The 24,928-nt window shown below is 62.9% G+C and carries 20 protein-coding genes and 1 pseudogene; 5 read left to right on the top strand and 16 right to left on the bottom strand.

Annotation, left to right across the window (positions count from 1 at the left end; genetic code table 11):
* Positions 1-6: 6 nt before the first annotated feature.
* Both ACBG85_RS23770 and ACBG85_RS23765 read left to right on the top strand, forming a co-directional pair.
* Positions 7-834: a potassium channel family protein gene (locus tag ACBG85_RS23770; protein WP_372025117.1), complete on the top strand. Its 828-nt coding sequence runs from the start codon at positions 7-9 to the stop codon at positions 832-834.
* Between the two features lie 47 nt (positions 835-881).
* Positions 882-1,568 carry a TetR/AcrR family transcriptional regulator gene (locus tag ACBG85_RS23765; RefSeq protein ID WP_372025116.1) on the top strand — a complete coding sequence of 229 codons (687 nt, stop codon included), beginning with the start codon at positions 882-884 and terminating at the stop codon, positions 1,566-1,568.
* A 6-nt stretch (positions 1,569-1,574) separates the two neighbouring features.
* Here the strand turns inward: ACBG85_RS23765 and ACBG85_RS23760 are convergent, their stop codons facing one another.
* Positions 1,575-2,759 carry a metallophosphoesterase gene (locus ACBG85_RS23760; RefSeq protein WP_372025115.1) on the bottom strand — a complete coding sequence of 395 codons (1,185 nt, stop codon included), beginning with the start codon at positions 2,757-2,759 and terminating at the stop codon, positions 1,575-1,577.
* Positions 2,760-2,882: 123 nt separating this feature from the next.
* On the opposite strand from ACBG85_RS23760, the gene ACBG85_RS23755 reads away from it, so the two are divergent.
* On the top strand, positions 2,883-3,512 hold the full coding sequence (locus ACBG85_RS23755) for a GyrI-like domain-containing protein (protein ID WP_075834364.1): 630 nt from the start codon (positions 2,883-2,885) through the stop codon (positions 3,510-3,512).
* A 3-nt stretch (positions 3,513-3,515) separates the two neighbouring features.
* Here the strand turns inward: ACBG85_RS23755 and ACBG85_RS23750 are convergent, their stop codons facing one another.
* The 6 genes from ACBG85_RS23750 to ACBG85_RS23725 all read right to left on the bottom strand — a co-directional run bounded on the left by ACBG85_RS23750 (position 3,516) and on the right by ACBG85_RS23725 (position 9,569).
* A complete protein-coding gene (locus tag ACBG85_RS23750; protein ID WP_029256216.1) occupies positions 3,516-3,908 on the bottom strand; it encodes an RNA-binding S4 domain-containing protein in 393 nt (130 codons plus the stop codon).
* A 24-nt stretch (positions 3,909-3,932) separates the two neighbouring features.
* Positions 3,933-4,826 (bottom strand): oxygenase MpaB family protein, encoded by an 894-nt coding sequence (locus ACBG85_RS23745; RefSeq protein WP_042452758.1) that lies wholly within the window; start codon positions 4,824-4,826, stop codon positions 3,933-3,935.
* Between the two features lie 164 nt (positions 4,827-4,990).
* A complete protein-coding gene (locus ACBG85_RS23740; protein ID WP_003940434.1) occupies positions 4,991-5,839 on the bottom strand; it encodes a 3-hydroxybutyryl-CoA dehydrogenase in 849 nt (282 codons plus the stop codon).
* An 87-nt stretch (positions 5,840-5,926) separates the two neighbouring features.
* Entirely contained in the window at positions 5,927-7,084 is a 1,158-nt protein-coding gene (locus ACBG85_RS23735) for an acyl-CoA dehydrogenase (protein WP_003939784.1), read from the bottom strand.
* Between the two features lie 159 nt (positions 7,085-7,243).
* On the bottom strand, positions 7,244-7,936 hold the full coding sequence (locus ACBG85_RS23730; protein ID WP_003939674.1) for a TetR family transcriptional regulator: 693 nt from the start codon (positions 7,934-7,936) through the stop codon (positions 7,244-7,246).
* Between the two features lie 28 nt (positions 7,937-7,964).
* Positions 7,965-9,569: an acyl--CoA ligase family protein gene (locus tag ACBG85_RS23725; protein ID WP_030535166.1), complete on the bottom strand. Its 1,605-nt coding sequence runs from the start codon at positions 9,567-9,569 to the stop codon at positions 7,965-7,967.
* A 131-nt stretch (positions 9,570-9,700) separates the two neighbouring features.
* Between ACBG85_RS23725 and ACBG85_RS23720 the strand changes: the two genes are divergently transcribed.
* Both ACBG85_RS23720 and ACBG85_RS23715 read left to right on the top strand, forming a co-directional pair.
* Positions 9,701-10,567, top strand: a complete 867-nt coding sequence (locus ACBG85_RS23720; RefSeq protein WP_372025113.1) for a response regulator transcription factor — start codon at positions 9,701-9,703, stop codon at positions 10,565-10,567.
* Between the two features lie 115 nt (positions 10,568-10,682).
* Positions 10,683-12,110: an amidase gene (locus ACBG85_RS23715; protein ID WP_116057885.1), complete on the top strand. Its 1,428-nt coding sequence runs from the start codon at positions 10,683-10,685 to the stop codon at positions 12,108-12,110.
* A gap of 28 nt (positions 12,111-12,138) precedes the next feature.
* On the opposite strand, the gene ACBG85_RS23710 is transcribed toward ACBG85_RS23715, so the two are convergent.
* The 9 genes and pseudogenes from ACBG85_RS23710 to ACBG85_RS23670 all read right to left on the bottom strand — a co-directional run bounded on the left by ACBG85_RS23710 (position 12,139) and on the right by ACBG85_RS23670 (position 24,584).
* The gene (locus tag ACBG85_RS23710; protein WP_003940028.1) at positions 12,139-12,819 is read right to left on the bottom strand and encodes a 3'-5' exonuclease; all 681 of its coding nucleotides are present in this window, start codon (positions 12,817-12,819) and stop codon (positions 12,139-12,141) included.
* Positions 12,820-12,942: 123 nt separating this feature from the next.
* Positions 12,943-14,076 carry an o-succinylbenzoate synthase gene (gene menC, locus ACBG85_RS23705; RefSeq protein ID WP_003940422.1) on the bottom strand — a complete coding sequence of 378 codons (1,134 nt, stop codon included), beginning with the start codon at positions 14,074-14,076 and terminating at the stop codon, positions 12,943-12,945.
* A complete protein-coding gene (locus ACBG85_RS23700; RefSeq protein WP_030535170.1) occupies positions 14,066-14,887 on the bottom strand; it encodes a GNAT family N-acetyltransferase in 822 nt (273 codons plus the stop codon). Before ACBG85_RS23700 ends, menC begins: the two co-directional genes overlap by 11 nt.
* A complete protein-coding gene (locus ACBG85_RS23695; protein WP_003939777.1) occupies positions 14,865-16,028 on the bottom strand; it encodes a M20/M25/M40 family metallo-hydrolase in 1,164 nt (387 codons plus the stop codon). Before ACBG85_RS23695 ends, ACBG85_RS23700 begins: the two co-directional genes overlap by 23 nt.
* Entirely contained in the window at positions 16,025-19,408 is a 3,384-nt protein-coding gene (locus ACBG85_RS23690) for a serine hydrolase (RefSeq protein ID WP_372025109.1), read from the bottom strand. Before ACBG85_RS23690 ends, ACBG85_RS23695 begins: the two co-directional genes overlap by 4 nt.
* A complete protein-coding gene (locus tag ACBG85_RS23685) occupies positions 19,405-20,196 on the bottom strand; it encodes an ABC transporter ATP-binding protein (RefSeq protein WP_003940215.1) in 792 nt (263 codons plus the stop codon). The genes ACBG85_RS23690 and ACBG85_RS23685 overlap by 4 nt, the downstream gene beginning before the upstream one ends.
* A complete protein-coding gene (locus ACBG85_RS23680; protein WP_225320135.1) occupies positions 20,193-22,073 on the bottom strand; it encodes a dipeptide/oligopeptide/nickel ABC transporter permease/ATP-binding protein in 1,881 nt (626 codons plus the stop codon). Before ACBG85_RS23680 ends, ACBG85_RS23685 begins: the two co-directional genes overlap by 4 nt.
* Before the next feature lies 1 nt (position 22,074).
* The gene (locus tag ACBG85_RS23675; RefSeq protein ID WP_003940249.1) at positions 22,075-23,088 is read right to left on the bottom strand and encodes an ABC transporter permease; all 1,014 of its coding nucleotides are present in this window, start codon (positions 23,086-23,088) and stop codon (positions 22,075-22,077) included.
* A gap of 62 nt (positions 23,089-23,150) precedes the next feature.
* Positions 23,151-24,584: pseudogene (locus ACBG85_RS23670) on the bottom strand (ABC transporter substrate-binding protein).
* Positions 24,585-24,928 lie beyond the last annotated feature (344 nt).

Genomic DNA, 24,928 nt, shown 5'->3' with positions numbered 1-24,928 from the left:
TCTCGGATGAACGAATCGACGAAGTCGGCGCACCGCCGCGCTGCGTGGACGTTGGAGAAATGGCAGCTAGCCATCGACATCCCGTTGACCGCTGCGGCCTGCCTGTTCTTGGTGGCGTACGCGTACCAAGTGCTGGCGCAACCGACGGGCCTTCCACATCGTCTGACCGAATGGACGATGTGGGCTGCGTGGGTCGTTTTTGCCGTCGACTACGCAGTTCGCCTGTGGTTGGCACCTGCCCGCGGTCGCTGGTTCGTCAGGCATCTCTTGGACTTGGCGATGGTGGTGTTGCCCATGCTGCGTCCGCTGCGCCTACTTCGGTTGGTCAGACTGCTTGCGATAGTTCACCGCTCGAGCGGGCAAAGCTTGCGTGGACGGGTGGTTATTTACGCCACTGGTGCCACGGCCTTGCTGATCGGTGTCGCGGCGCTGGCCATGCTCGATGCCGAGCGTCACGCGCAGGGCGCTGCCATCACGTCGTACGGAACGGCATTGTGGTGGGCGATGGAGACGGTCACGACCGTCGGTTACGGAGACATGGCGCCCGTTACCACGACCGGGCGCATGATCGCCGGAGCATTGATGATCGGCGGAATTGCGTTGCTGGGCATCGTGACTGCCACACTCGCTTCCTGGTTGGTCGAGCGCGTGGCGGAACAGGACGAGGCATCCCAGGCCGCGACGCGTAAGCAGGTGGCGGACCTGTCCGAGGAAGTCCGAGCCTTGGCCACCCGCACGCACCGAGTCGATCTCGCGTCCGTCGATACCGATTCGCTGCGTCGCGAACTGGCGTCGAGGGGAGTCGTGGCGCAGCATGCACCTTCGGACAATTGACCCGCAGTACAGCAAACAATAGAACGATGGTCTGATAATCTTGCGTGATGGTGGCGACCCACGGATTTCAGCGCGCGCGCAGGCCTGAGCAGATCGAAGCGCGTCGGTGCGCGATTCTCGATGCGGCCCGCGCGATGCTCGGGTCCAGGCCCGTCGCCGACATCAGCCTGCGTGAGCTCAGTGAGAGCGTCGGACTGGCGAAGTCGAACGTGCTTCGCTACTTCGACAGTCGCGAAGCCATCTTTCTCGAAGTGCTCGACGAGAACTGGGTTGCGTGGTTGGACGGGTTGTCCGAGTCGTTGACCCCGACCGGTGACGACTCGCCGTTCGCCACTGAAATCCATGTGGCATCGACGGTTGCGGAATCGCTTGTCGCACAGCGTTTACTGTGTGAGTTGATGAGCGTCATGGCAGGTGTCCTCGAAAGAAACATCTCCGTCGACTTCGCCCGTGACTTCAAGAAGCGGGCAACGGTCAACTCGGGAAGGTTTGCGTCGCTGATTCATTCGCAATTGCCTCACCTCTCGGAGGGCGGCGCGGCTCAATTCGCCAAGGTAACCCTGGTGATTGTTGCAGGCTTGTGGCCGACTGCCGAGCCTGCCGAATCCATGGTCGTCGTACTGAACGAGATGCAGGCGCCCCCTGCTGCCGACATGTTCGCAACCGGCCTACGTGAAGGTCTGATCAATCAGCTCGTCGGGCTGTCGGCGCGAGCGGCAACCCGAACGAGCTGAGCCCGTTCAGGCGCTGTGCAGCGTCAGGACGGTGATCTCGCTCGGTGCGAACACGCGGAATGGTGGACCCCAGAACCCGGTTCCGCGGCTTGTGTACAACTGCGTGCGGTCGCCGTGACGGGTGAGCCCGTGCACCGACGGTTGATCGAGTTTGACCAGAAGGTTGAACGGCCAGATCTGTCCGCCGTGGGTATGGCCGGCGAGCTGCAGATCCACTCCCGCGGAAGCGGACTGAGTTACCTGCTTCGGTTGATGGGCGAGCATCAGGATCGGCAAATCGGGGTCGGTGCCGGCAAGGGCCATATCGAAGTTCGCGCCGTGACCGTCGAGCTTCGATCCCAGAGCGGTGGCGTCGTCGACTCCGGCGATGACCAGGTTGTCGCCGCCCTTGGTGACGACGAGGTGCCGGTTGTGCAGGGCATCCCAGCCGATCGAGGTCATGTAGTCGAGCCACTCCTGAGCCTCGTGGAAGTACTCGTGATTCCCGGTGACGTAGACACGAGCGAGTCTGGCTTCCACCGATGCGAGTTGGGTGGCTTGGCCGAGGCGCTGCTCCACTGTTCCGTCGGCAATGTCGCCGACGTGGGCCACGATGTCGGCGTCGAGTTCGTTGACTGCCGCGATCACGCGCTCGGACCACTTCTCGCGATTGATCGGGCCGAAATGGGTGTCGGTAATTGCGACTACCCGAAGCTTGTCCATTCCCGCTCCGAGGCGAGGGATGGTGACGTCGACGTGCTTGATCCGTGGCAGTCTCATGGCTTCCCGATAGCCCCAGATCAGCAGAACGGCCGAGGTGATCAGTGCCGCAACGGCGACGATTCTCGATCGAAGCGGGTCATCCACGCCGCCGACGAGCAATCCGAGCCCCAGGACTTCACCGAGCAGGGTCCACACGAACACGACCCAGATGATTCCGAGGAGGGCGTCGCCGACCAGGCGAACTGGATCGCGGTCAGTGTGTCCGTGGCTGAGCATCATGGTGGCAGGCAGGGTGATCAGGAGGGCGGCAAATAGAACGGTGCCGAAAACTGCCACCGCTGTCGGCCAGTCCGGCCGGACGAACAAGCTCCACCACGGGTACACGAACAACAGAGCCAAGATCGACGCGACAATCGCGGATATGGCAACGATCCGCAACGGTCTGCGGTGCGGAACTCGAGCGACGTCGGTCGCCTGGGGTGTAGTCACCCCGTCCAGAGTAAAGGTCCACTGGTCTATTAACAAGGGGACGGTGGTCCGCTATCGGAATGTCGGTGTTCTCGGATAGGTTTCCGAACGTTGAAACTCGGCCAGTGATCAGGTGGGTGGCGTATGGAGAAGTACGACGTCAAGAAGGCATACAAGGATCTCTATTCCCCCGGGCGCCGCGATTTTGCCCTCGTGACCGTCCCGCGCTTCGGCTACTTCGCCGTCGACGGTCACGGTGATCCCAACACTGCCACCGAGTACTCCGAGGCGCTCGAAGCGCTGTATTCGGTGTCCTACGCGACCAAATTCGCGAGCAAGAAGGAACTGGATCGCGACTTCGTCGTGGGCCCGCTGGAAGGGTTGTGGCGGGCAGATGACCCCGAGGTGTTCGTGACGCGGGACAAGTCGTCGTGGGATTGGACGATGATGATCTCGCAACCGGAGTGGATCACGGAGACCGAACTGTCTGCGTCGATTGACGCAGTCCGGCCCAAGGCAATGCGGGCCAAGAAGGACATTGCCGCTCTCGACAAGGTCAGGTTTCTCGAGTTGGAGGAAGGTCTGTCCGTCCAGATTCTTCACGTCGGCTCGTACGACGACGAAGCTCCTACCCTGGACCGGCTGCACAACACGTTCATCCCGTCGAACGGCCTGAGCTTCAACGGCGATCATCACGAGATCTATCTCAGCGACGCTCGCCGTACACCGCCCGAGAAACTGAAGACGGTTCTGCGTCAGCCTGTTTCGAGGTAGCAATCAGGGCTCGAGGCCGCGCAACTTCTCGAGGTCGCGTCGCTCGCGTTTGGTCGGTCTGCCGGCGCCACGATCACGTCGCGGAATGGACGCGATCAGTTCGGGCGGTGGTGGGGGCGGCGAATTGTCCTGCAGGCAATCGGCGGCCAGCACGGCGCTGACTCGCTTCGTGATCGGCTTGACCACGACGACGATGCGCTCGATGCCGGATACACGCACCCGCACCTCGTCGCCGGCTTTCACCTGCTGAGCCGCCTTTGCCGACGTTCCGTTGACCCGAACGTGTCCCGATCGGCAGGCGGTCGCCGCCTGCGAGCGTGTTTTGAACAGCCGAACCGCCCACGTCCAGCTGTCCACGCGGACACTGATCGCGTCGGAGGGGAGTTGGGCTGGCACGCACTCCAGCCTACCGACGAGTGCTCACAGACCCTGCGCGCGGATGCCCGAGTAGGCGCGCGGTGCATACCGCAGTCGTAACGGCAGCAGATGCCAGAACCGATCTGTCAATGTCAGGAAGCGGGCGAACCAGAAGTACATCCGTTCGTCGCGCGGCGTCCATTCCCATTCAAGGGTCTTGCGCGCCTTCTCCGGCATCAGTGCCTTGCCGATCCAGTTCGCCACGGCCATCGTGGGGCGAGAGCTAAGACGCCACAGCCACGTCGGAACCTTCGGAGCCGGTGCGATGTCGTGCTCGGCGATGCGCGTCGACCATTTTGTGGTGTGGGTGTTGATCAGGTGGTTGTCGAGCATGTCTTCCCAGTACGTGCGGAAGCTGGCGTAGTCGTCGAAAGCCGGTCGGTCGGTGAGTCCGTAACAGCGCCACCAGGTTACGGCCTCACGGACAAGCTGGTCCTTCTGCTCCGCCGTGAACTTCTTGTACGCGAATCGCTCGTTGAAATCGAGTATCACCTCGAAGAACGTGACGTGTGTCCACCAGAAAGTGTCAGGAGCGAGGGCGTGGTAACGCCCGCCGGTTTCGTCGATTCCTTTGAGATCGGTGTGGAAGTTGCGAACGAGCGTGCCTGTGCCCTCTTCGGTCCGGTCGTACACGACCCCGTAGATGGGAGGAAGTGAGCGGAACAGGCGGTCAAGCGGATTGTCGAAGAAGTTCGAATGATCTTGCAGCGCTCCACTTACCGCGGGGTGCATGTTCTGCAGCGTGCCTGCGCGTCCGAGATACAGCAGACCGCGAACGTCGCCGAAGTGTGTCCACGTCAGGGAACCGGGGCCGATCGGATCGGCTCGTAGTTCCCGGGGCTCTGGTCGCGCCTGGGGCTTAGGTCGACGAGTATCGGTGTCCGGATCGCTGCTCATCTGGTTGACCCTCCGCCTGCGCTCATGTGACAACGGTTGTTGTCACATGATGACTTTTGCTGCGCCGCGCGAATTTGTCAATGGATTCGGCTAGATCTGCCCGAAAACAACTCCGGCCCCTCACCTGCAACAGGTGAGGGGCCGGAAGAGTGAAGCGGTCGGACTCAGGCGTATTCGTAGAAGCCGCGACCGGTCTTCTTGCCGAGGCGACCGGCGTCGACCATGCGGCGAAGCAGCGCCGGCGGAGCGTAGTGCGGTTCTGCGAATTCCGCGTACAGCGACTCCGCTGCTGCGAGAGCGATGTCGAGACCGACGGTGTCGAGCAGCGTCAGCGGGCCCATCGGGTAGCCGCAGCCGCCCTTCATGGCCTCGTCGATGTCTTCTGCTGTGGCGTAGCCGGATTCGAGCATCCGGACAGCCTGGCACAGGTACGGGATGAGCAGAGCGTTGACGATGAAGCCCGAACGGTCGCCCGCGCGAACCGTCTTCTTACGCAAGGTGTTCTTGGCGTAGTCGGTGACGGCGAGAACGGTCTCTTCGGACGTCGTCAGGCTGACCACGATCTCCACGAGCGGCATGACCGGCACGGGGTTGAAGAAGTGAACGCCGACAACCTGGCCGGGGCGCGAGGTGGCCTTGGCGATCTTGATGACGGGGATCGACGACGTGTTGGTCGCCAGAATGCCTGCAGGCTTGACGATCTTGTCGAGCTTGCCGAAGATCTCGTACTTGAGAGCTTCGATCTCGGGAGCAGCTTCGATCACCAGATCGCGATCGGCGAACTCTTCCATGTCCAAGGTGACGCGGACGCGTGCGATCGCGGCGTCGGCTTCTTCCTGGGTGATCTTGCCCTTGGCGACGCCGCGGTTGATCGACTTGGCGATCCGTTCGCGGGCAGCGGCGGCAAATTCTTCTTTGGTTTCGAGCACCAGTACCGAGCTACCGGCTTTTGCACAAACTTCGGCAATGCCGGCACCCATGGTGCCGCCGCCGATTACGCCTACGAGTTCCACAATTCTCCTCAAAAATTAGGGGCAAGCCCCTGTGCGCCGTTCCGGTAGTCAGAACTACCAGAAAGGCGCACAGGGGCGCGAAGTGCCTTACTTCAACAGCGCACGCGACATCACGACGCGCTGAATCTGGTTCGTGCCTTCGTAGATCTGCGTGATCTTGGCGTCGCGCATCATGCGCTCGACCGGGAAGTCGGTGGTGTAGCCGGCGCCACCGAACAGCTGCACGGCGTCGGTGGTGACCTCCATGGCAACGTCCGAAGCGAAGCACTTCGCCGCAGCGGAGATGAAGCCGAGGTTCTTCTCGCCACGCTCGGCGCGTGCTGCGGAGGTGTAAACCATCAGACGTGCGGCTTCGACCTTCATCGCCATGTCCGCGAGCATGAACTGAACTGCCTGGAAGTCGCTGATGGACTTGCCGAACTGCTTGCGATCCTTGGTGTACGCCAGCGCCGCGTCGAGTGCGCCCTGGGCCAGGCCGACAGCCTGAGCACCGATGGTGGGGCGCGTGTGGTCGAGGGTCTCGAGTGCCGTCTTGAAGCCGGTGCCCGGTTCGCCGATGATGCGGTCGCCGGGGATGCGGCAGTTCTCGAAGTACAGCTCAGCGGTGGGGGAGCCCTTGATGCCGAGCTTCTTTTCCTTCGGTCCGACGACAAAGCCCTCGTCGTCCTTGTGGACCATGAAAGAGGAGATGCCGTTTGCGCCCTTGTCGGGATCGGTGACAGCCATGACGGTGTACCAGGTGGACTTGCCGCCGTTGGTGATCCAGCACTTGGAGCCGTTGAGGATCCAGTCGTCGCCGTCAGCCTTTGCGCGGGTACGCATCGAAGCGGCGTCGGATCCGGCTTCACGCTCGGACAGTGCGTACGACGCCATTCCGCCGTTCACGAGGTCCGGGAGCACCTTGGACTTGAGCTCTTCGGAACCCTTGAGGATCAGGCCCATGGTGCCGAGCTTGTTCACAGCGGGGATCAGCGAGGAGGATCCACAGACGCGGGCGACTTCCTCGATGACGATGCAGGTGGCGACGGAATCGGCGCCCTGGCCGTCGTAAGCCTCCGGAACGTGGATGGCGTTGAAGCCGGACGCGTTGAGAGCGGTGAGCGCTTCCTCGGGGAAACGTGCGTTCTCGTCGACGTCCTTGGCGTACGGCGCGATTTCCTTCTCGGAGAGTCCGCGGATAGCAGCCCGCAGTTCGTCGTGCTCTTCGTTCAGTGCGAAGAGATTGAAATCCGGGTTTCCTGCCATGGGAACGCTCCTTGGTGAAGGTGGCTTGAAGGCGGTCGGTGCGGCTCCGGCGTTACCAGCGAGATTCGCGGACAGACCGGTGCCCATGACCCCAGTCAAACACGGCACTGAGTGCCAGGTCAAGGGATGGGTGTGTGAAGTTTCGGTGCACGAGCAGTGTCAGCCGAGTTGTTCGTGGATTTTTCTGCTGATCTCATCAGCGGACGTGCCCGGGGGAAAGGCTACTACCAGCACGGACTTCGATTCTGGCGTGCTGGTCTTGGACCCGGGTGCCACGCCGTACGTCCGCCGAACGTCGAGCAATGCCTGACTTAGTGCATCAGCTGTGGCGTCCTCGTCGCCTTTGATCATGCTTCGCAAGAGGTAGTTGTGGCACGCGGTGACAGCTGCGGCAAAACCGACAACCTCGAGGACAGGTTCGCGGGGCACAGCGCTGCGCAGGTAGTCGACGAAGAGGCGCTCGTAGCGGAATCCGGTGACGAGTTCGCGGTCGCGAAGAGCCGGAACATGCTGTACGACGCGGTATCGCCGCATCGACAGGTCTCGGTTCCTGCGGAAGAAATCGAAGACCAGTCCCGCGGCCTCGCACACGGACGCCCAGGGGTCGGCGGAATCGGACGCGAGGAACTCTGCGACGTGTTCGAGGAGGGACTCGTGATCGGCGAAGATCACGTCTTCCTTGGAGCGGAACTGCCGGAAGAACGTCCGACGCGACACACCGGCGGCAGCGGCGATCTGCTCGACGGTGGTGGCTTCGTACCCGTTCTCCGAGAACAACCGGATCGCTTGAGACGCGACGTGTACCCGAAACTGTGCGGGGTCAGTTCCGGGTACATCGGAGCGCTCGGTCATGGATGCAAGTATCCAGGTTTCGTCGGCGTCAGTTGTCGGCGCGTAGCTGGAACTTGAGAACCTTGCCGGTGGGGGTGCGAGGAAGGTCGAGCGGGAAGACGATGTCGCGGGGAACCTTGTACCCGGCCAGCAAAGTGCGGGTGTGCTCGACGATGTCTTCGGCGGATGCCTGTAATCCCTTGCCCAGCACCACGAATGCCTTCGGGCGCTCGCCCCACTTCTCGTCCGGAACGCCGACGACTGCCACGTCGATCACCGCGGGGTGACTCATGATCGCCTGCTCGACCTCGACGGTGGAGATGTTCTCGCCGCCTGAGATGATGATGTCCTTCGCGCGGTCCTTGAGCTGGATGTATCCGTCGGGATGCATGACGCCGAGGTCGCCGGAATGGAACCAACCACCGGCAAATGCTTCGGCTGTCGCGGCCTCGTCGCGGTAGTACCCGAGCATCACGTTGTTGCCGCGGAGCACGATCTCACCCATGGTCTGGCCGTCGGCGGGGACGTCGTTCATCTCGGCATCGACAACGCGAGCATTTTCGGCCTGCACCATGCCGACTCCCTGACGCGAGAGAAGTGCGGCGCGCTCGGACTGCGGCTTGTCGTCCCAGGCTTCCTGGTATTCGCAGATCGTGTAGGGGCCGTACACCTCGGTGAGGCCGTAGACGTGAACCACGGTGACACCGATGTCTTCGAGTTTTCCGATGATCGTCGGTGACGGGGGAGCGCCGGCGGTGGTGATGCGCAAGGCGTCGACCTTGTGGGCCTGGTCTGCGTCGGCGATGGTGGAGCAGACGGTAGGAGCGCCGCACAGATGTGTCACGCCCAGATTGTCGATGGCGTCCCAGATCGCATCGGCGCGGACCGCGCGCAGGCAGATATGTGTGCCCGCGGCCTGAGTGACGGCCCACGGCGTGCACCACCCGTTGCAGTGGAACATCGGCAGTGTCCACAGATACTTCGTCGCTCCGTCGAAGCCGTTGTGGAATGTCTCGCCGAGCGAGTTCAGGTACGCCCCGCGGTGGGAGTACATGACGCCCTTGGGTTTTCCGGTGGTACCCGAGGTGTAGTTGATGGCGATACACTGCTGCTCGTCGTCGACGCCCCAGTGCAGTGGCTGATCGGAGAGAGCTTCGCCTTCGGCAATCAGATCGGCGTACTGCCCGGTGACGATTCCGGTGGGAACGTCCGGATAGGGGACGGTGGAGTCCGGGATCTCGACGATCTCACGCAGGCTCCCCACGTTTGCCTTGGACGAGGTGACCGAACCGACGAATTCGGAGTCCACGAACAGGATCGTGGTTCCCGAGTGATCGAGAATGTATTCGAGTTCGGGACCGGCGAGGCGTGAGTTCAGGGCGATCAGGACCCCGCCGGCGAGGGGAACGGCAAAATGCGCGAACAGCATCTCGGGTACGTTCGGCGCCAGGTATGCGACGCGGTCACCGGGCTGAATGCGTTCACGCAGGACGCGGGCCAGAGCCGCGACCTCGTCACCGAACTCTCGGTACGAGTAGGTCCGGTCGCCGTGAACGACGGCGGTGCGCTCGGGGAACACCGCGGCGCTGCGCTCGAGAAAACGCAGCGGACTGAGCGGGGTGTTGTTGGCTGCAACAGCTGTCGGGACAGACACGGTTCCTCCGAAGGCGACGTGGCACGGTTGGTATCACGATAAGTGTGATCGGCACTACAAATGGCCTGGATGCACGCTATTGCCCAGCCAAAGGTGCCGCTACCCTCTGAATTGGGTACGTGGAGGTGAGAGTGAGCAGGGTACTGAGACCGAGCGACGACGACGCGTTGCGCGCCGAACTGCGTCGGCTGCACCCCAAAACCGAGTTGCCGGTTCTGTTCGGCGGCTGCGTCAGCGACCGGTCGCTGACCATCACCGGTCACGTCGGCACGCGCAGCAACATCCTGCGAAACCTGCGGATCGACGCCGAATGCGGACTCGGCGGTCGGGCGATCGCAGAACAACGACCGGGCGCGGTCCAGGACTACGCGAACTCGTCGCACATCACTCACGACTACGACTATGAAGTGGGTACCGAAGCGATTGAATCCTTGATGGCAGTCCCCATCGTCGTACGCGGGGTTACTCGCGGAGCGATCTACGGAGGACTGCGTGCCAACCTGCCGATCGGCGACGTGATCGCAGAGACGATGATGCGATCGTCGTACGCGTTGGCCCGCGAATTCGAGATTCGCGACGAAGTGGATCGTCGGGTGGCGATGCTCGATACCGCTGCGGTGGAACATGGTTCGAACCGCGATGCCCAGATATCCGAAGGGTTGACCGAGAGCGTCCTGGCGCTCGGCGAGATCGCGGCGAACCTCGAGGACATGGCTCTCAGCGCGCAGGTCCTCGCGGTCGAGGCAAAGTTGCGGTCGTTGGTGTCGCCGAAACCATCCGCGAACACTCCAGTCGCGAACACCGTTGTCCTGTCGCCACGCGAGCGGGAGGTGATGGGGTACGTCGCTCTCGGACTGCGCAATGCCGAGATCGCCGAGAGGTTGTCCCTGAGCGTCGAAACGATCAAGACGTACATGAGGAATCTGATGGGAAAACTCGACGTCCGCAGTCGTCACGAAGCGGTCGTGGAAGCGCGGCGGCAGGGTTTGATTCTGTGAGGGCTTGATTCTCTGATCGGTCCCGCCAAGCGGAATTTCGGAACTCCGTCGCCGCTCCGGTTGATATGACGGACCTCACTATCGGCAGAGTTCGACACGAGTGATGAGGGCATCGATGCAGGATTTGTTCGACAACAACGACATGACCGGCCTGGCCGAAGCGATCAAGAGCGGCGACGTCTCCGCCAAGGAAGTCCTCGAGTTCAGTCTGGACAGGCTCGACGAGCGCAACCCGGCAGTCAACGCGGTGATCAGTGAGCGTCGAGAGGAAGCGCGCAACGAGGTATCAGGCGGCCTGCCGGATGGCCCACTGCACGGCGTCCCGTTCGTGATCAAAGACCTCGGCATGGATGTGGCAGGATTGCCGAGCACCAATGGATCTCGATTGTTCGCCGACGCTGTGGCAGAAAATGATTCGACGCTCGTCGAGCGCTACCGCCAGGCTGGTCTGGTTGTCATCGGCAAGACGAACACCCCGGAGTTCGGCAAGAACGCGAGTACCGAACCTGCGCTGTTCGGACCCACCCGTAACCCTTACGCCCTTGATCGTTCGCCCGGCGGATCTTCGGGTGGCACGGCTGTAGCTGTTGCCGTCGGGATCGTGCCAGGCGGGCATGCCAGCGACGGTGGTGGATCGATCCGTATTCCCGCATCGGCCTGCGGCCTGGTAGGCCTCAAGCCGAGCCGAGGACGTACTCCGACGGCACCGGCGCGCACGCTCTTCTCGTCGCCGATGAGTGTTCATCACGCGCTCACCCGAAGTGTCCGCGACACTGCGCTGCTTCTCGATCTGTCCGCCGGGCCGACAGTGGGCGATCCTTACGTGATCCTGGCGCCGAAGCGGCCGTACATCGAGGAAGTGGGTGCCGATCCCGGACGGTTGCGGATCGGTCTGAGTAACGCTCTTCCTGACGGCACACCGGTGGACCCGGAGTGCTCGGCCGTCGCGACCGGTGTTGCCGGCCTGCTCGAAGAACTCGGTCACGATGTCACCGAGAGTGCCCCGAACTTTCCGCTCGATGCGCTCACTGCCGGGCTGTCGGTGTTGATGGGCATTCCGATGACGATCGAGGTCGACGAACGACTCGACGCCCTGAACCGCGCGATCCGCGACGACGACCTCGAGCCGATGGCGCGGATGATCTACGACCGCGCGAAGTCCGAAAGTGCGACGAACGTCGTCAAGGCGTTGCAGGAACTCGAGCGGGCCGCCCAGGTGATCGGTGCGTTCTTTGTCGATCACGACCTGTTGCTGACTCCGACGATGGCTCGGCCGGCAGCTCCGCTCGGTCTGCTCGATACGGCGAATCCTATGTCGATCTGGGAGCATTCGGCCGGGTACAGCGGCTTGACCAGTCCGTTCAACAGTTCAGGTCAGCCGGCGATTTCCTTGCCGATGGGTCATGACTCGGCCGGCGTTCCGATCGGCGTGCAGTTGGTCGGCGCGTTCGGCCGTGAAGATCTGCTGATTCAGGTTGCGTCGCAGCTCGAAACAGCCCGTCCGTGGTCCATTGCGCCGGTGTGGCCGCCGGTCCCGGCGTAGCGCGCGGTCGTCCGAGCCGGGGAGGACGTCAGGCGATGATGCGAATCGGCCACTGGCCGTTCACATCTGCCACGTCCCTCCCTTGGCTGAGAAGGTACTCGGCGAAATCGCGTTGCCGCTCGGCGTGCCAATCGGCTTGATCGACCATGAGATCGAGCCCCAGGATGTCGGGGAACCGCACGGCCAACTCGCGGGCCAACGCTGCCGCAGCTTTGGCATCGGCCTCGGCTTCGTGCGCCGACTCCAATGAAATTCCGTAGTGCTCGCACACGGCCGCAAGCGTTCGCTTGCCCTTGCGGAACGTATCCATCGCCCGATCGATCACGTACGGATCGATCACCAACCCCGGAACGAATGCAGGCTTGCCGATGCGCAGACCCTCGGCATGCATGACCGTCAGATCATAGGAGGCATTGAACGCCACGACGGCGTGATCGCGCGCCCAGGAATTGTGCAGAGCCTCGCGAATCTCTTCGTAGCCCTCGGAATAATCCTGGCCGTGTTGCGCCGCGAACTCGGTGCTGATGCCGTGAACAGCCGAGGCGCCGGCGGGGATGTCGACGCCGGGATCGAGTAGCCACGTGCGTGTTTCGACACTCGAACCGTCGATCACCGCGACGCAGGCACTGACGATACGAGCGGTCGACGGATCCCGCCCCGTGGTCTCGAGGTCGAACGCGCAGATCGGGCGATCGGACCAGCTACTCATCGGGGGCCTTTCGGTGCAGAACGTCATGTCCGAATCACTATGCACCCCCCTACCGACACAAACGACGAACAGCCACCTCCGGGGTGAAGGTGGAGGTGGCTGCTGCGTAACTGTGTGACGGACCTACAGAATCTCGGTTCCGACCGTGAAGCGATCCATGACGTCTTCGCGCGGAGTCACACCGAAGCCCGGTCCCTGCGGCACGGCGATGTGGCCGTCCTCGATGACAAAAGGTTCGGTGATGTCTTCCTTGTAGAAGCGATCGGACGCCGAGATGTCGCCGGGCAGCGTGAATCCGTCCAGCGCCGCGAGGGCTGCGTTGGCGGCGCGGCCGATTCCGGTCTCGAGCATTCCGCCGCACCACACCGCAATACCGTGTGCCGAGGCGAGATCGTGGATGCGCTTGGCTTCCAGATATCCACCGACACGGCTCGGCTTGATGTTGATGACCGAAGCGGCACCGAGCGTGATGGCATCCGCCGCATCCTTGGCCGACTCGACCGACTCGTCGAGGCAGATCGGAGTCGAAAGGGACTGGGCGAGCTTGGCGTGCTGCACCAAATCGTCCTCGGCCAGCGGCTGTTCGATGAGGAGCAGTGCGAATTCGTCCAGGCGACGGAGCAACTGCGCGTCGACGAGGGTGTACGCGGCGTTCGCGTCGACCTGCAGAGGAACGTCGTAGCCGAACTCCTTGCGCACCGCAGCCACGGGAGCGATGTCCCAGCCCGGCTTGATCTTCAGCTTGATTCGCACGTAACCCTGCGACAGATAGTTGCCGACGGTCTCGAGCAGTTGAGGGATGCTGTCCTGGATGCCGACGGACACTCCCGAGGGAACTCGCGTGCGAGTGGCACCGAGGTACCGAGCGAAAGACTGTCCGCGAGCGCGCAATTCAGCATCGAGAATTGCCATTTCGATAGCCGACTTCGACATCTGGTGACCCACGATGTGGTGAAGTACGCTGCCGACCGTCTCGGCGGTGAGCGGTTGATCCGACTGCGACTTACGTAGCGTCGGAACAAGATACTCGCGAAGCATCGCCCGCGCACCAGCGGTGTATTCGGAGTTGTAGTACGGATCGCTGAGCGAGCCGCACTCGCCCCAGCCGACGGTCTCCACCGGACCGTTGGGGCCGTCGGTGGTGCCGCTCACTTTCAGGACGAGGGTGTTGCGCTCGAGCTGGGTGCTGAATGACGTGGTGAAGGGGGAGACGAGAGGGATGCGCAGTTCGCGCAATTCGACGGACTCAATGTGCATGGACTTGCTCTTCTCCGGTTGTCTCGCAGATTTTCGTGAACATGTAATAGCCGCTGGGGTCGAAGCCGGTCGATTGCCATTCCTTCGAGGCGATCAGTGGTTCGAGGTACTCGCGAAGCGCGTGTCGCCAGGCAAAGGCAGAGGCGCGGTCGACTGTTCTCAGATGCTCGATGTCTCTGGGTATTCCGACTGCGATATCGACGCAGTCGGGTGGGATCGGGAGCATTCGAGGCGTACCGTCTTCGGTGGGTTGAAGCACCTTGAATGTATCATTCACGGCCACAGTAGAACTCGGAGATCCACCGACGTCGAGGTCCCAACTGACGAGCATACGATCGCTGGCGTCGCCTGCATTGATTCCGTCTGCCATCGACCCGTAGAAATCCGGGTTGTATTCGGCCGGTTCGGCTCCGAGACGCTGAATGTTGAAATAGGCATTTCGTGCGACCAGTGGATCGAAGGTCCACCGGATCGTCTTGACGCCGCGCTCGATGCACCAGTCTCGCTGATGATGCTTGAGGGCGCGGCCGATTCCCTTGCCTGCGTGTCCCGGTAGTACTCCGGCGATGTGTGAGTGCAGAACCTCGCCGAGAGGCTCGACGAAGAATCCGACGCAACCACCGATCATTTCGCCTTCGGAAAAGGCTCCCACCACGTAGTGACCACCGTGGTGAAGCGCAACCAACATCGCAGTGCCGAAATGAGCCGGTCCGGGACTGGTAGCCCAGATCTCGTCGAAAACGGCGGATAGATCGGCTATTTCGCGGGTATCGACCAGTTCTCGAAACTCAACCGCTTTGCTTTTCGACACGAGGGCCCCCTTCAGACGTGATCGAACGAATAAGGCCCGCAACCAACGCCGTCCTCGGAGCGATTGCGGACACGAGCGCATGCTCGGTCTCGGCGTGTGCACCGCCGCCGACGCCACCGAGGCCGTCGAGCGTGGGGATACCGATACCGGCAGTGAAGTTTCCGTCCGAGGCTCCGCCTACGGCGAGGCCGACGGGCGGAGTCAGATCATGCTCGAGCGCAACGCGTTCCGCCAACGCCAGCAACGGTGCGGACATCGTCCCTTCGAGAGGTGGACGGTTGACACCACCCGAGACCGTGACTACGGCTTCGGGGTGGATTGCCTGCAGGGCTCGGATATTCGCATCGACGCGCTCCTGCTCGGCGGCGCTGGTTGCGCGCACGTCCACGTCGACGAAGGCTTCTGCCGGAACGGTGTTGGTTGTGGTTCCGGCTGAAATGACAGTCGGGGTGACGGTGGTTGCCTGTGCCGGCGAGGACAAGTCGTTGATCGCGATCACGAGACGAGCCAGTTCTACTGCAGCGTTGATGCCTTTTTCCGGCTCCAGCCCGGCGTGGGCGGCGCGACCGGCAACATGGATCCGATACAGCGACACTCCCTTGCGGACAGTCTTCAGTTCGCCACCGTCACCGCCGGCCTCGAGAACCAGTACCGCGCCTGCCGCAAGTTCCTCGATGAGGGACCGCGACGTGGGTGAACCGATTTCTTCGTCACCGGTCACGAGGAGTGTGATTCCGTCGAGTGCATCGTCGCCGTGCAGCTCCCGGACGATAGCGAGGGCGTGGATTGCCTGAACGACACCAAGTTTCATGTCGAGTCCGCCCGGACCTCGGAGCGCTCCGTCGGTGACGGCTGCGGGCAGGCGTGTCAGGGTGCCGATCGGCCACACGGTGTCATGATGACCGAGCAGCATCAGCCGCGTCGGTGAGCTGCCGAAACGGGTCACCAGATGGGTACGGCCTTCCGTCACTATCGACTCCGGTGTCACGCCGAGTCGTTCGTGGACAAGGTCTGACGTCCACTTCGCGCTGCGGGCAACAGCTTCGAGATCGTGTGACGGCGACTCGACTTCGATGAGCGCGATGGCGTCCTCGAGGATCTGAGGAAGTTGGCGCTCGGCCAGATCGCGGAGAATGGTCATCGGTTGTTCACTCGCGGATACGCGCGGCTTCCGACGTGTAGCAATTGTGTACTCCCGTTGTCGGAGAACGTGATCCGGATCCAACCCGCTGATTGAGGGAGTCGGGTCCCGAACACTCCAGGGTGAACTTCGATCAGGCTGAGAGAGACGGACTCTGCGCTTTCGGCGGTGACCGAAGGGTCGATGTGATCGGTGCGGCGGGCGGTCAGGGAACCGCCGGTCCTTTCCAAGACGAAATCGGCTGCGGCATCGCGGTACAGGCCGCACAGCGCATCGAGTTCTTCAGGTGAGGACGTGACGCGGGTGTGGGGGTCACCAGGCGAGAATGCCGGTGTCACACTGACGCCGCCTATGGAACCGATTACTTCAGCCAGAAGATCGCCGGAGAGAGCGTCCATTGCTCCACCGTTGGCCATCAGGACCACGGCTAGACCGCACGACGGCACCACTCGCAAGAACGACTGCTGGCCGAGAGTTCCGCCATTGTGGCCATGAGCCAGTACACCGCCCCAATTGTGCAGCAGCCACGTGGTTCCCATGATGTCCGCTGACGACACGTCACCGATCTGGCGGCGCTCCTCGAGCATCGCCAGATGAGTGGAACGCCGAAGGAGAACCGGGTCCTCGCGCATCGAGTCCTGAGCGAACAGGAGTAGATCTTCGGCCGTGCTGTTGATGAGGCCGGCGGGGCCCATCGAGCGGGGGATGAGGAACTGTGGTGTCTGCTCGAGATTGTCGGCGCCGCCGACGTGCCCGACTGCGGCACCGGCGACGTGCCCGACTGCAGCGCGGTGCAGTGCCGTCTCCTCAGGCAGGGTCGTGGTTTTGGTCAGGCCGAGCGGTTCGATGATCCGCTCGCGCAGAACCGCGTCCCAACTCTTACCTCGGAGAACCTCGATGATTCGTCCGGCGATCACGAAGCCGGTGTTGCAGTACGACCAATCGGTGCCGGGGGCGAAGAGCTGCACCGTTGATTTCAGTGATGCGACGTATCGCTCGACGCAGTCGTCGCCGCGCCCGCCGTCGATGAAAACGTCACCGTCGATGCCACTGGTGTGAGTCAACAGGTGGCGAGTCGTGACCGTTTCGGTGGCTACCGCGTCGGCAACTGCGAAGTCCGGCAAGATGTTCCGGACAGGTGAGTCGAGATCCAGCAATCCTTCTTCGACGAGCTGCATGATCAGGGTGGCCGTCCAGACCTTGCTGATCGAACCCATCTGGAACAGCGTGTCGGGCGTAGCCGCGACGCCGGTGCGGGTACTGACGACACCGGACGTGATCACGGTGCGGTCGAATCCGCTGCGGGTTGTGGTCAGAATTCCCAGCGAGGCGCCGGGCACCCCGTACTTCGCACTCAGGGTGTCGAGTCGGTACTGCCAGTAGTCGGGATCGACCGTGGTCAGTGCGGGCTTGGGGGAGAGGTGCCGTTCGATCCAGTCGACGAGACGAGTGCTGTACTCCAGTCGGTGGGACGGCCGACCCGTCAACACGAAGGCATGTGACGCGTCCGGGAAAACCACCAACTCGGTCGGGGTGCCGGCCAAACGCAGTCCACCGAACCACTGTTCGGCCTGGTTGACCGGGCAACGGACGTCGCTGCCGCCATGAAGGATCAGCGTCGGTGTCGTCACCTGGGAGACTCGCCCCAGCGGCGAAAGTTCCCGTACCCGAGATGACTGCGGGTCGAATTCGACCGTCTGCAGCAAGATGCCCTCGTCCGAGGGGCCGGCTGTGTTCGCGATGTCGCAAACGAGACCACCGGCGACTGCGACGGCAAACCGATCGGTGACGGACGTCAGGGCGCACGTCATGAATCCGCCGTAGCTGTAGCCCGTGAGTACCAGTTGCTTCGGATCGGCCATCCCCTCGGCGACAAGGGTTTCGACCGGTTCGAGCAGGTCGGCACGATCCGCCTCACCCCAGCCGTCCCGCACACCGTCGAAGAAGTCGTTTCCGTAGCCGTCACTTCCGCGCGGATTGATCATCAAGACCGTGAATCCCAGCGCGACCAGTTCCGCGTGGTATGCGTGCATCACGGTGGGCGTTCCGGTCCAGGCATTGTGTGGTCCGCCGTGGACGTCCAGAACCAGCGGACCGGCGCCCGTGACGTTCGGGTCGCGCAGGATCCAACCCTGAACACGGGTGCCGTCGCTGATGTCGAACCAACGCTCGGAGGCGACTGGAAACGCGACGGAAGTTGTCAGTTCCGTGTTCAATTCGGTGACCGTTTCGACTGCACGAGTCTCGAGGTCGATGACGGCGACCTCGCCGAAGGATGTCGCCGTTGCCAGCGCGACGACGGCTCGCCCGGACGTCAGGGCAAGGCCTGAGACCACTGTCTGCTCGCCGGTGAGAAGTGGTGAGACGGAGCCTGATCCGAAATCGACCTTGTGCAGTTCGGTGGAGCCGTGGTTGCGGATGCAGAAGACGATGTCGCCGTCGGCGGTGAAACTCGGTGCGCCACCGGGATAACCGGTCCCGCCCGGCATGACGTTTCGGTCGAGTCCGGACGTCAGGCTGCGGTCTTCCACTCGCTGGTCGCGGTGCAGGACAAGAAGTTCGTTGTTGTGAATGATCGGTGTGTGCCAACCGACGGCTACGACCGCGTCGCCGGCAGGTGTCCATGCAAGTGGTCCTGCGATGCCGCGTGCGTGCCCCAACATCCGCGGAGCGGAGGCGAGATCAGTCAGCGATACGGTCCAGGCGGAACTCGCCCGCGTCAGATCGGCGTCGCCGTCCATCGCCGCGGTGAAAGCAAGTTCGGTGCCGTCGGGACTGTACGCGGGATACGAAGCGTCCCAATCGCCGTCCGTCAGCTGCCGTAGCGAGCCGGCGACCAGGTCGAACTCGAACAGGTGCGCCCGAACGCTGCCCCGGACACCGGATCCGTCGACCTTGTAGTTGAGGCGCTTCGCCACCAAGAGGCATGACGATCCGGCGGCAGTGCGGTCGACGGGGGCGCTGAAGGCGATCCGAGCGCCGTCGGGAGAGAACACCGGTGCCCCCGCGCCGAGCGGGAGCTGCGCCGTGGTGGTCAGCTGTGTTGCCGGGCCCCCGGTGGCGTCGACCTTCCACAGTTGTGGTGTGCCCGAGGAATCCGGCCGAACGAAGACCAACAGCGTCGAAACGGGATGCCAAGCCGGCGAGGTGTCGGCAGGTCCCGCGGTGAGCTGTAGTTGCGGGGAAGCCAACCAGATCGAGTGCTCGTTGGTATCCGCAGCCGGATTCGATTCGGTACGTACGTATGCAATGCGTCCCGACGCCGATACGGCGATGCTGGTCGGTGTAACCACGGACGCGTAATCCTGGATTCTCGCCGAACGACGTTCTTCGGCACGGGCTACGGCAGCGGGGGAGTCGAGAGTGGTCGGCGTTGTCATTGGAACATCGGCTCCCCGAATGTCGGGATCGCGGACAACAGCTTTGCCGTGTACGGCTCCTTCGGCGAATCGATCACGTCGAGAACCGGCCCGTGCTCGACGATCTCGCCGCCGAGCATGACTGCGACGTGGTCACAGACGTAGCGGATCACCGCCAGGTTGTGACTGACGAACAGAACCGTCAGACCAAGCTGCTTCTGCAGATCCACCAACAGATTCAGAACCGCGCCCTGCACGGACACGTCCAGAGCGGAGGTGATTTCGTCGGCAAGCAGAACTGCCGGTGCGGCTGCCAAAGCCCGCGCGAGGGCAACGCGTTGGCGCTGACCACCCGACAACGACGATGGGTATTCGTGCGCCTTCTCCACCGGCAGTTGGACGGTGGTGAGGAGTCGAGCGACCTCGGCAGCGCGGTCGCCGCGGCTGCGCCGAGCTTTGTCACGACGCTCGGTGGACCGCAGCGCCTCGGCGAGTGACTGGCCGATGGTCATTCGCGGGTCGAGGCACGAGTACGGATCTTGGAAGACCATCTGGATCCGGTGGCGCAGACGAGCCGTCGCGCCGCGGGCGTGAGCGACGTCCACACCGTCGAGAAGGATCTGGCCGGAACTGGGCTCGGCCAGGCCGACAGTTGCTCGCGCCAGTGTCGACTTTCCGGAACCCGATTCACCGACGAGACCGACCACCGATCCGGAGGGGATGTCGAGATTGATGTTCTTGACGGCGTGGAATTTTTTCGAACCGCTACCGAGGTGGACGTTGACGTCACGGAATTCGAGTCTGCTCATCGGATCTCCTCTGCAACAGCCAACAGTTCTTCCAACTCGATGTCGGCGGTGCTCTCCTCGGCGTCGAGGCTCTCCACCTGCCAGGCTTCGTCGACGGTGGCAAGCGGCTTGTCGCGATCGGTGCTCATGGTGGGGACCGCGGCGATCAGCGCGCGGGTGTACGGATGCTTTGCACGGCCGGCAATCAGATCGTCTACTGCGATGTCTTCGACGATTTCGCCGGCAAACATGACCAGGACACGGGTGCACATGCCGGTGATGACGGCCATGTCGTGCGAGATGAGAAGGATTGCGGCGCCGGTTTCTTCGCGAACCTCGTGGAGCAGCCCGAGGACCTCACGCTGAACGGTCACGTCGAGCGCAGTGGTGGGTTCGTCCGCGATGATCAGAGCGGGCTTACCCATCAGACCCATGGCGATCATCGCGCGCTGACGCATACCGCCGGAGAACTCGTGGGGGTACTGCTTCGCACGCCTGGGCGCGTCGGGGATCTTGACGGCGTTCAGTCGCTCGACTGCCGCCTTCTTCGCGTCGGCCTTGCTCATACCTTCGTGGAGCCAACCGATCTCGGCGACCTGGTATCCGACCTTGAGAGACGGATTCATGGACGACATCGGATCCTGGAACACCATCGCCATACGTGTGCCGAGTTGGCGGGCAACCTTGCGCGAAGCCGCGTCGTCCGGCCGCTTGCCGTCCTTCATCAGCACGGTGCCGTCGAACTCGATGAGCCCGGCGTCGACCACGGTGGGGTGGTCGGTCAGCTGCGCGATTGCCATGCAACTCAGTGACTTTCCGGACCCGGATTCACCGACGATGCCCACGGTTTCGCCGCGGTGAACTGTAAAACTGATGTTGTCGACGGGGCGACGCCAGTCGTCACCCGCGGGGACTGCGACGGACATGTTGCGGACGGTCAGTACCGCGTCTTCGTCGGTGGGCGCCGAATCGGCCTGGGCAGTTTTCCGGTTGATCGGCTTCCACTTCGGCAGGCGACTGCTGATCGGGCTGCGAACTCCCGCGCCGCGAGCAATGGCCTCGCCGAGCAGCGTGAAGGTCAAGCCGGCGAGCACGACGGCGATGCCGGGGGCGAGTGCGGTGGCCGGGTTGACGAAGATCTTCGACAGACCTTCGTTGAGCATCCGGCCCCAGTCGAATGCAGGCGGCTGAATGCCCAAGCCGAGGAACGAGAGTCCGGCGAAGACCACGAGGCCGCTGCCGACAGCGATGCTGGCATTGACGATGAGTGGTTCACGGATATTGGGGAGAATGTGGCGGAACAGCAGCCCCGGCTTGGTAACCCCGAGGATGCGTGCTGCGTCGATGAAGTCGCGTCCGTTGACCGACGAAGCCAGTGCGTACGTCAACCTCGCGAACGGCGAGGCCAGGGCGAGACCGATGGCGATCACCGCGCTGCCAGCACCCTGTCCGAGAACGACCAACAGGAAGATCGCGAGGAGCAGTCCGGGGAATGCGATGGCGAAGTTGAGGAATGCCACGACCATTCGTCCGACCCAGCGGGGAGCGAGCGTCGGGAGCGTACCGAGTATCAGGCCAATTGTGACACCGAGTGCGACGGCTCCGAGAGCCATGAGCACCGACAGTCTCGCGGCGGTCATCGTGCGGGCGAAGACGTCACGCCCGCCGGCGTCGGTGCCGAAGATGTGCTCGGAACTCGGTCCCTGAGAGAGTGCCTTCGGGTTGGCTGCGACAGCGGCGTCACCCCAGATCATCGGTCCGAAGATGACGAGGGCGATCAGAGCGGTCAGGAAGGTGAGGGCCAGGATTCCCAATGGGGTGCGGAACGTTCCGACGATCCAGTGTCGTCGCGGGGGCGTCTTGGGGGCGGCAGTGGGGGCCGTAGGTGAGGTGCTCAACTCAGTTCTCCCGAATTGTGGATCGTGGGTCGATGAGAGCGAGCACCACGTCGACGATGAAATTGATGAGAAGGACGATGGCGCCGTAGATCACGACCAGTGTCTGGGCGAGCGGGTAGTCCTTCTCGGTGATGGACTTGACCAGCGCCATGCCCATGCCGGGCCAGGCGAAGATGCTCTCGATGAGCACGGTGCCGGCAATCAGACCACCCAGGAGGAGTCCGGCGAGCGTCAGCGTCGACGTCATGAGGTTGGGCATTGCATGACGGAAGTAGATTCGTGCCACGGGCATTCGCTTGGCGCGCGCCGTACGGATGTAGTCCATGTCCAACACGCCGAGCGCCTCTGCACGGACGATGCGCGACATCGAGGCGATGGCACCGATCGACATGGCCGCGACCGGGAGGATGTAGCTTTCCGGTCCACCTCGGCCGGCGACGGGCAGAACAGGGAACGTGACGGCAAAGAGGTAGACCAGCGCCGTACCGAACATGAACTCGGGGATCACGGCGATGGTGCCCGACGTTGCGGTGTAACCGATCTCGACTCCGCGTCGTCGACCGTTGCGGGTCAGTGCAGCGAAGATGAGGCCGATCGGAATGCCCACTAGCAGCACCGTGACGACTGTGAGTACAGCCAGTTCGAGTGTTGCCGGTAGGCGGGACGCGATCACCTCGAAGACCGGAGTCCTCAAGGTGATCGAGTCACCGGGATTCCCGCTCAGCAACCCGCCGACGAATCGGAAGTACTGCTGCCACAAGGGAAGGTCGTAACCGAGCTGAGACCTCGTTGTCTCGACCAGTTCGACCGGTGCGTTCATTCCCAGTGCCAACCGAACCGGGTCTCCCGGAATCAGTTGGAGCATCAGGAACGCCGCAGTCACCAGCGCCCAGAGTGAAATCACGAAGGTGCCGAAACGACGCAGAAGATATGCGGGCCAGCTGTCGGACTCGAGCCACTTTGCTCGAGCCTGAGGCGCCGCTTCTGGTTTCGCGGCTTCAATAGTTTGACTCATGGGCTGTCTTTCCGGAGGGCGGGATGCTGGGGCGGGAAGATATTTCAGAGTGGGCGGACGGCCTACTGGTAGAGACGCAGCGCAGAACCGTTGAGCGACTTGCCGAATGAGAGTCCGGCCTTGTTGAAGTACACGTTCATGACGGAGTCTGCGAAGGGCACGGCCGCGATCGTCTTGGTGAGCTCCGACTCGGCGTCGGCCCAGGCGTCACAAGCGTCGCTACCGGTCAGACCGGAAGCCTTGGTGGCTGCTGCTTCGTAGGCGGGGTTGCTGACCGATCCGAAGTTCTTGCCTGCTGCGGGAACCGGCCCGGCAAAGTACGCAGTGAAGGTGCTGGGCAGCGAGGAGTTGACCTGGACCCAGGCGATGTCCCAGGCAGAGTTGTCCTTGCCGCTCAGAATGACGTCGATGATCTTGTTCGAGTCGCCCCCGGTCACCTCGACGTTTGCGCCGAGTTCGGACCACGCCGACTGAGCAAGTTCGGCCGCCGCGTTGCGCGGATCGTCGGTGCCGTCGTACACGAGGCGGAGATTGAGCGGCTTGCCATCCTTGCTTCGCTTGCCGTCAGCGCCGGCGGTCCAACCAGCGCCGTCCAGTGTTGCCTTGGCGGCAGTGAGGTCGAAGTCCGGAATGTTGCCTGCGACAGAGTCGTAAACGCAGGCGCGCGGTTCGACGGCGACGAGGCTGGTTGCCCGGACCCCGTGTCCGGCGGTGATGACCTGAGTGAGGTCGTCGAGATCGACCGCTTGGATCAGGGCCTTGCGCACTGCGGGATCGCTGGTGGGATTACTCGCGATCTGGTTGAACTACATCTGGCCTGCCGGCAGAGGCCGACCGACGGAGTCCAGATTGGCTGCCGCGACGCGGTCCTTGTCCGGACCGGCGATCGGAGCTGCGTTGAGTTCACCCGAGAGCAGCTGATTTGTGGCGGTGCTCACGTTCGGCGACATGGCGGCGACGACCGTCTTGGGGACGCCCGGGGTGTCGGAGGTCGTGCCGTCGGGGCCCCAGTTGTAGCCCTCGCGACGCTGGAACGTGTAGTGGTCGTTGGCGGCAACTTCGGTGACTTCGAACATGCCGGTGCCGAGCGACTTCTTGTTCGACGCTGTCGGATCTTTCAATCCGGCCTCGCACAGGATCGGCAGGCGACCGACGTTGAGAAGAAGGAACGGGCTCGGCGCCGGAGTGGTCACCGTGACAGTGCGCGTTGCAGGATCGGCAGTCGCAGTGGCGCCGGTCGGCACGGAGGACCCGCGCAACTGTGAACCGTTGTCCGGGTTGGCCACGAAGTTGATGTTGTCCGCGACGGTCTGCGGTGTCAGCGTCGATCCGTCGGTACAGGTCACCCCGTCACGGATGGTGAAGGACGCCGAGGTCGGGGTCTCCTCCCACTTCTCCGCCAACCACGGTCCGACTTCACTGGTATCGGGATCCTGGTAGATCAGGTAGTCGTACGCCAAACGCGACAACTCGGCGGTCGCCGAGGCGGCCGACATGATCGGGTTGAGAGCACCCGGATCGGCCTGCAGGGCGAAACGGAAGGTCCCGTCGGTGGCCGGTTCACCGCCACTGGCGCCCGAGGACGTGCCTCCCGAGCCACAAGCAGACAACACAAGCGTGAGCCCTGCGGCTGCCGCAAGTGTTGGATAGAAGCGGTGTTTCATGGTGCCTCCGTGATGGAGCAGGGGCCCGAGCGAAAAACGTGAGGGCGCGGTTGAGTGTTGACTGCTAAATCTTGGCGCATGACGTGACGCGCATCTCTGTCGATCCTCACGAAAATCGGGTCGATTTTCGTCCGCTCCCACGAAAACCGTCAGGATCAGTGAATACCTGTCCGTAT

The sequence above is a fragment of the Rhodococcus sp. NyZ502 genome, from assembly GCF_041464245.1.
Classification (GTDB): domain Bacteria; phylum Actinomycetota; class Actinomycetes; order Mycobacteriales; family Mycobacteriaceae; genus Rhodococcus_F; species Rhodococcus_F qingshengii.
The sequence above is the reverse complement of the archived record's forward strand: the minus strand, read 5'-3'. Positions and strand labels throughout refer to the sequence as shown.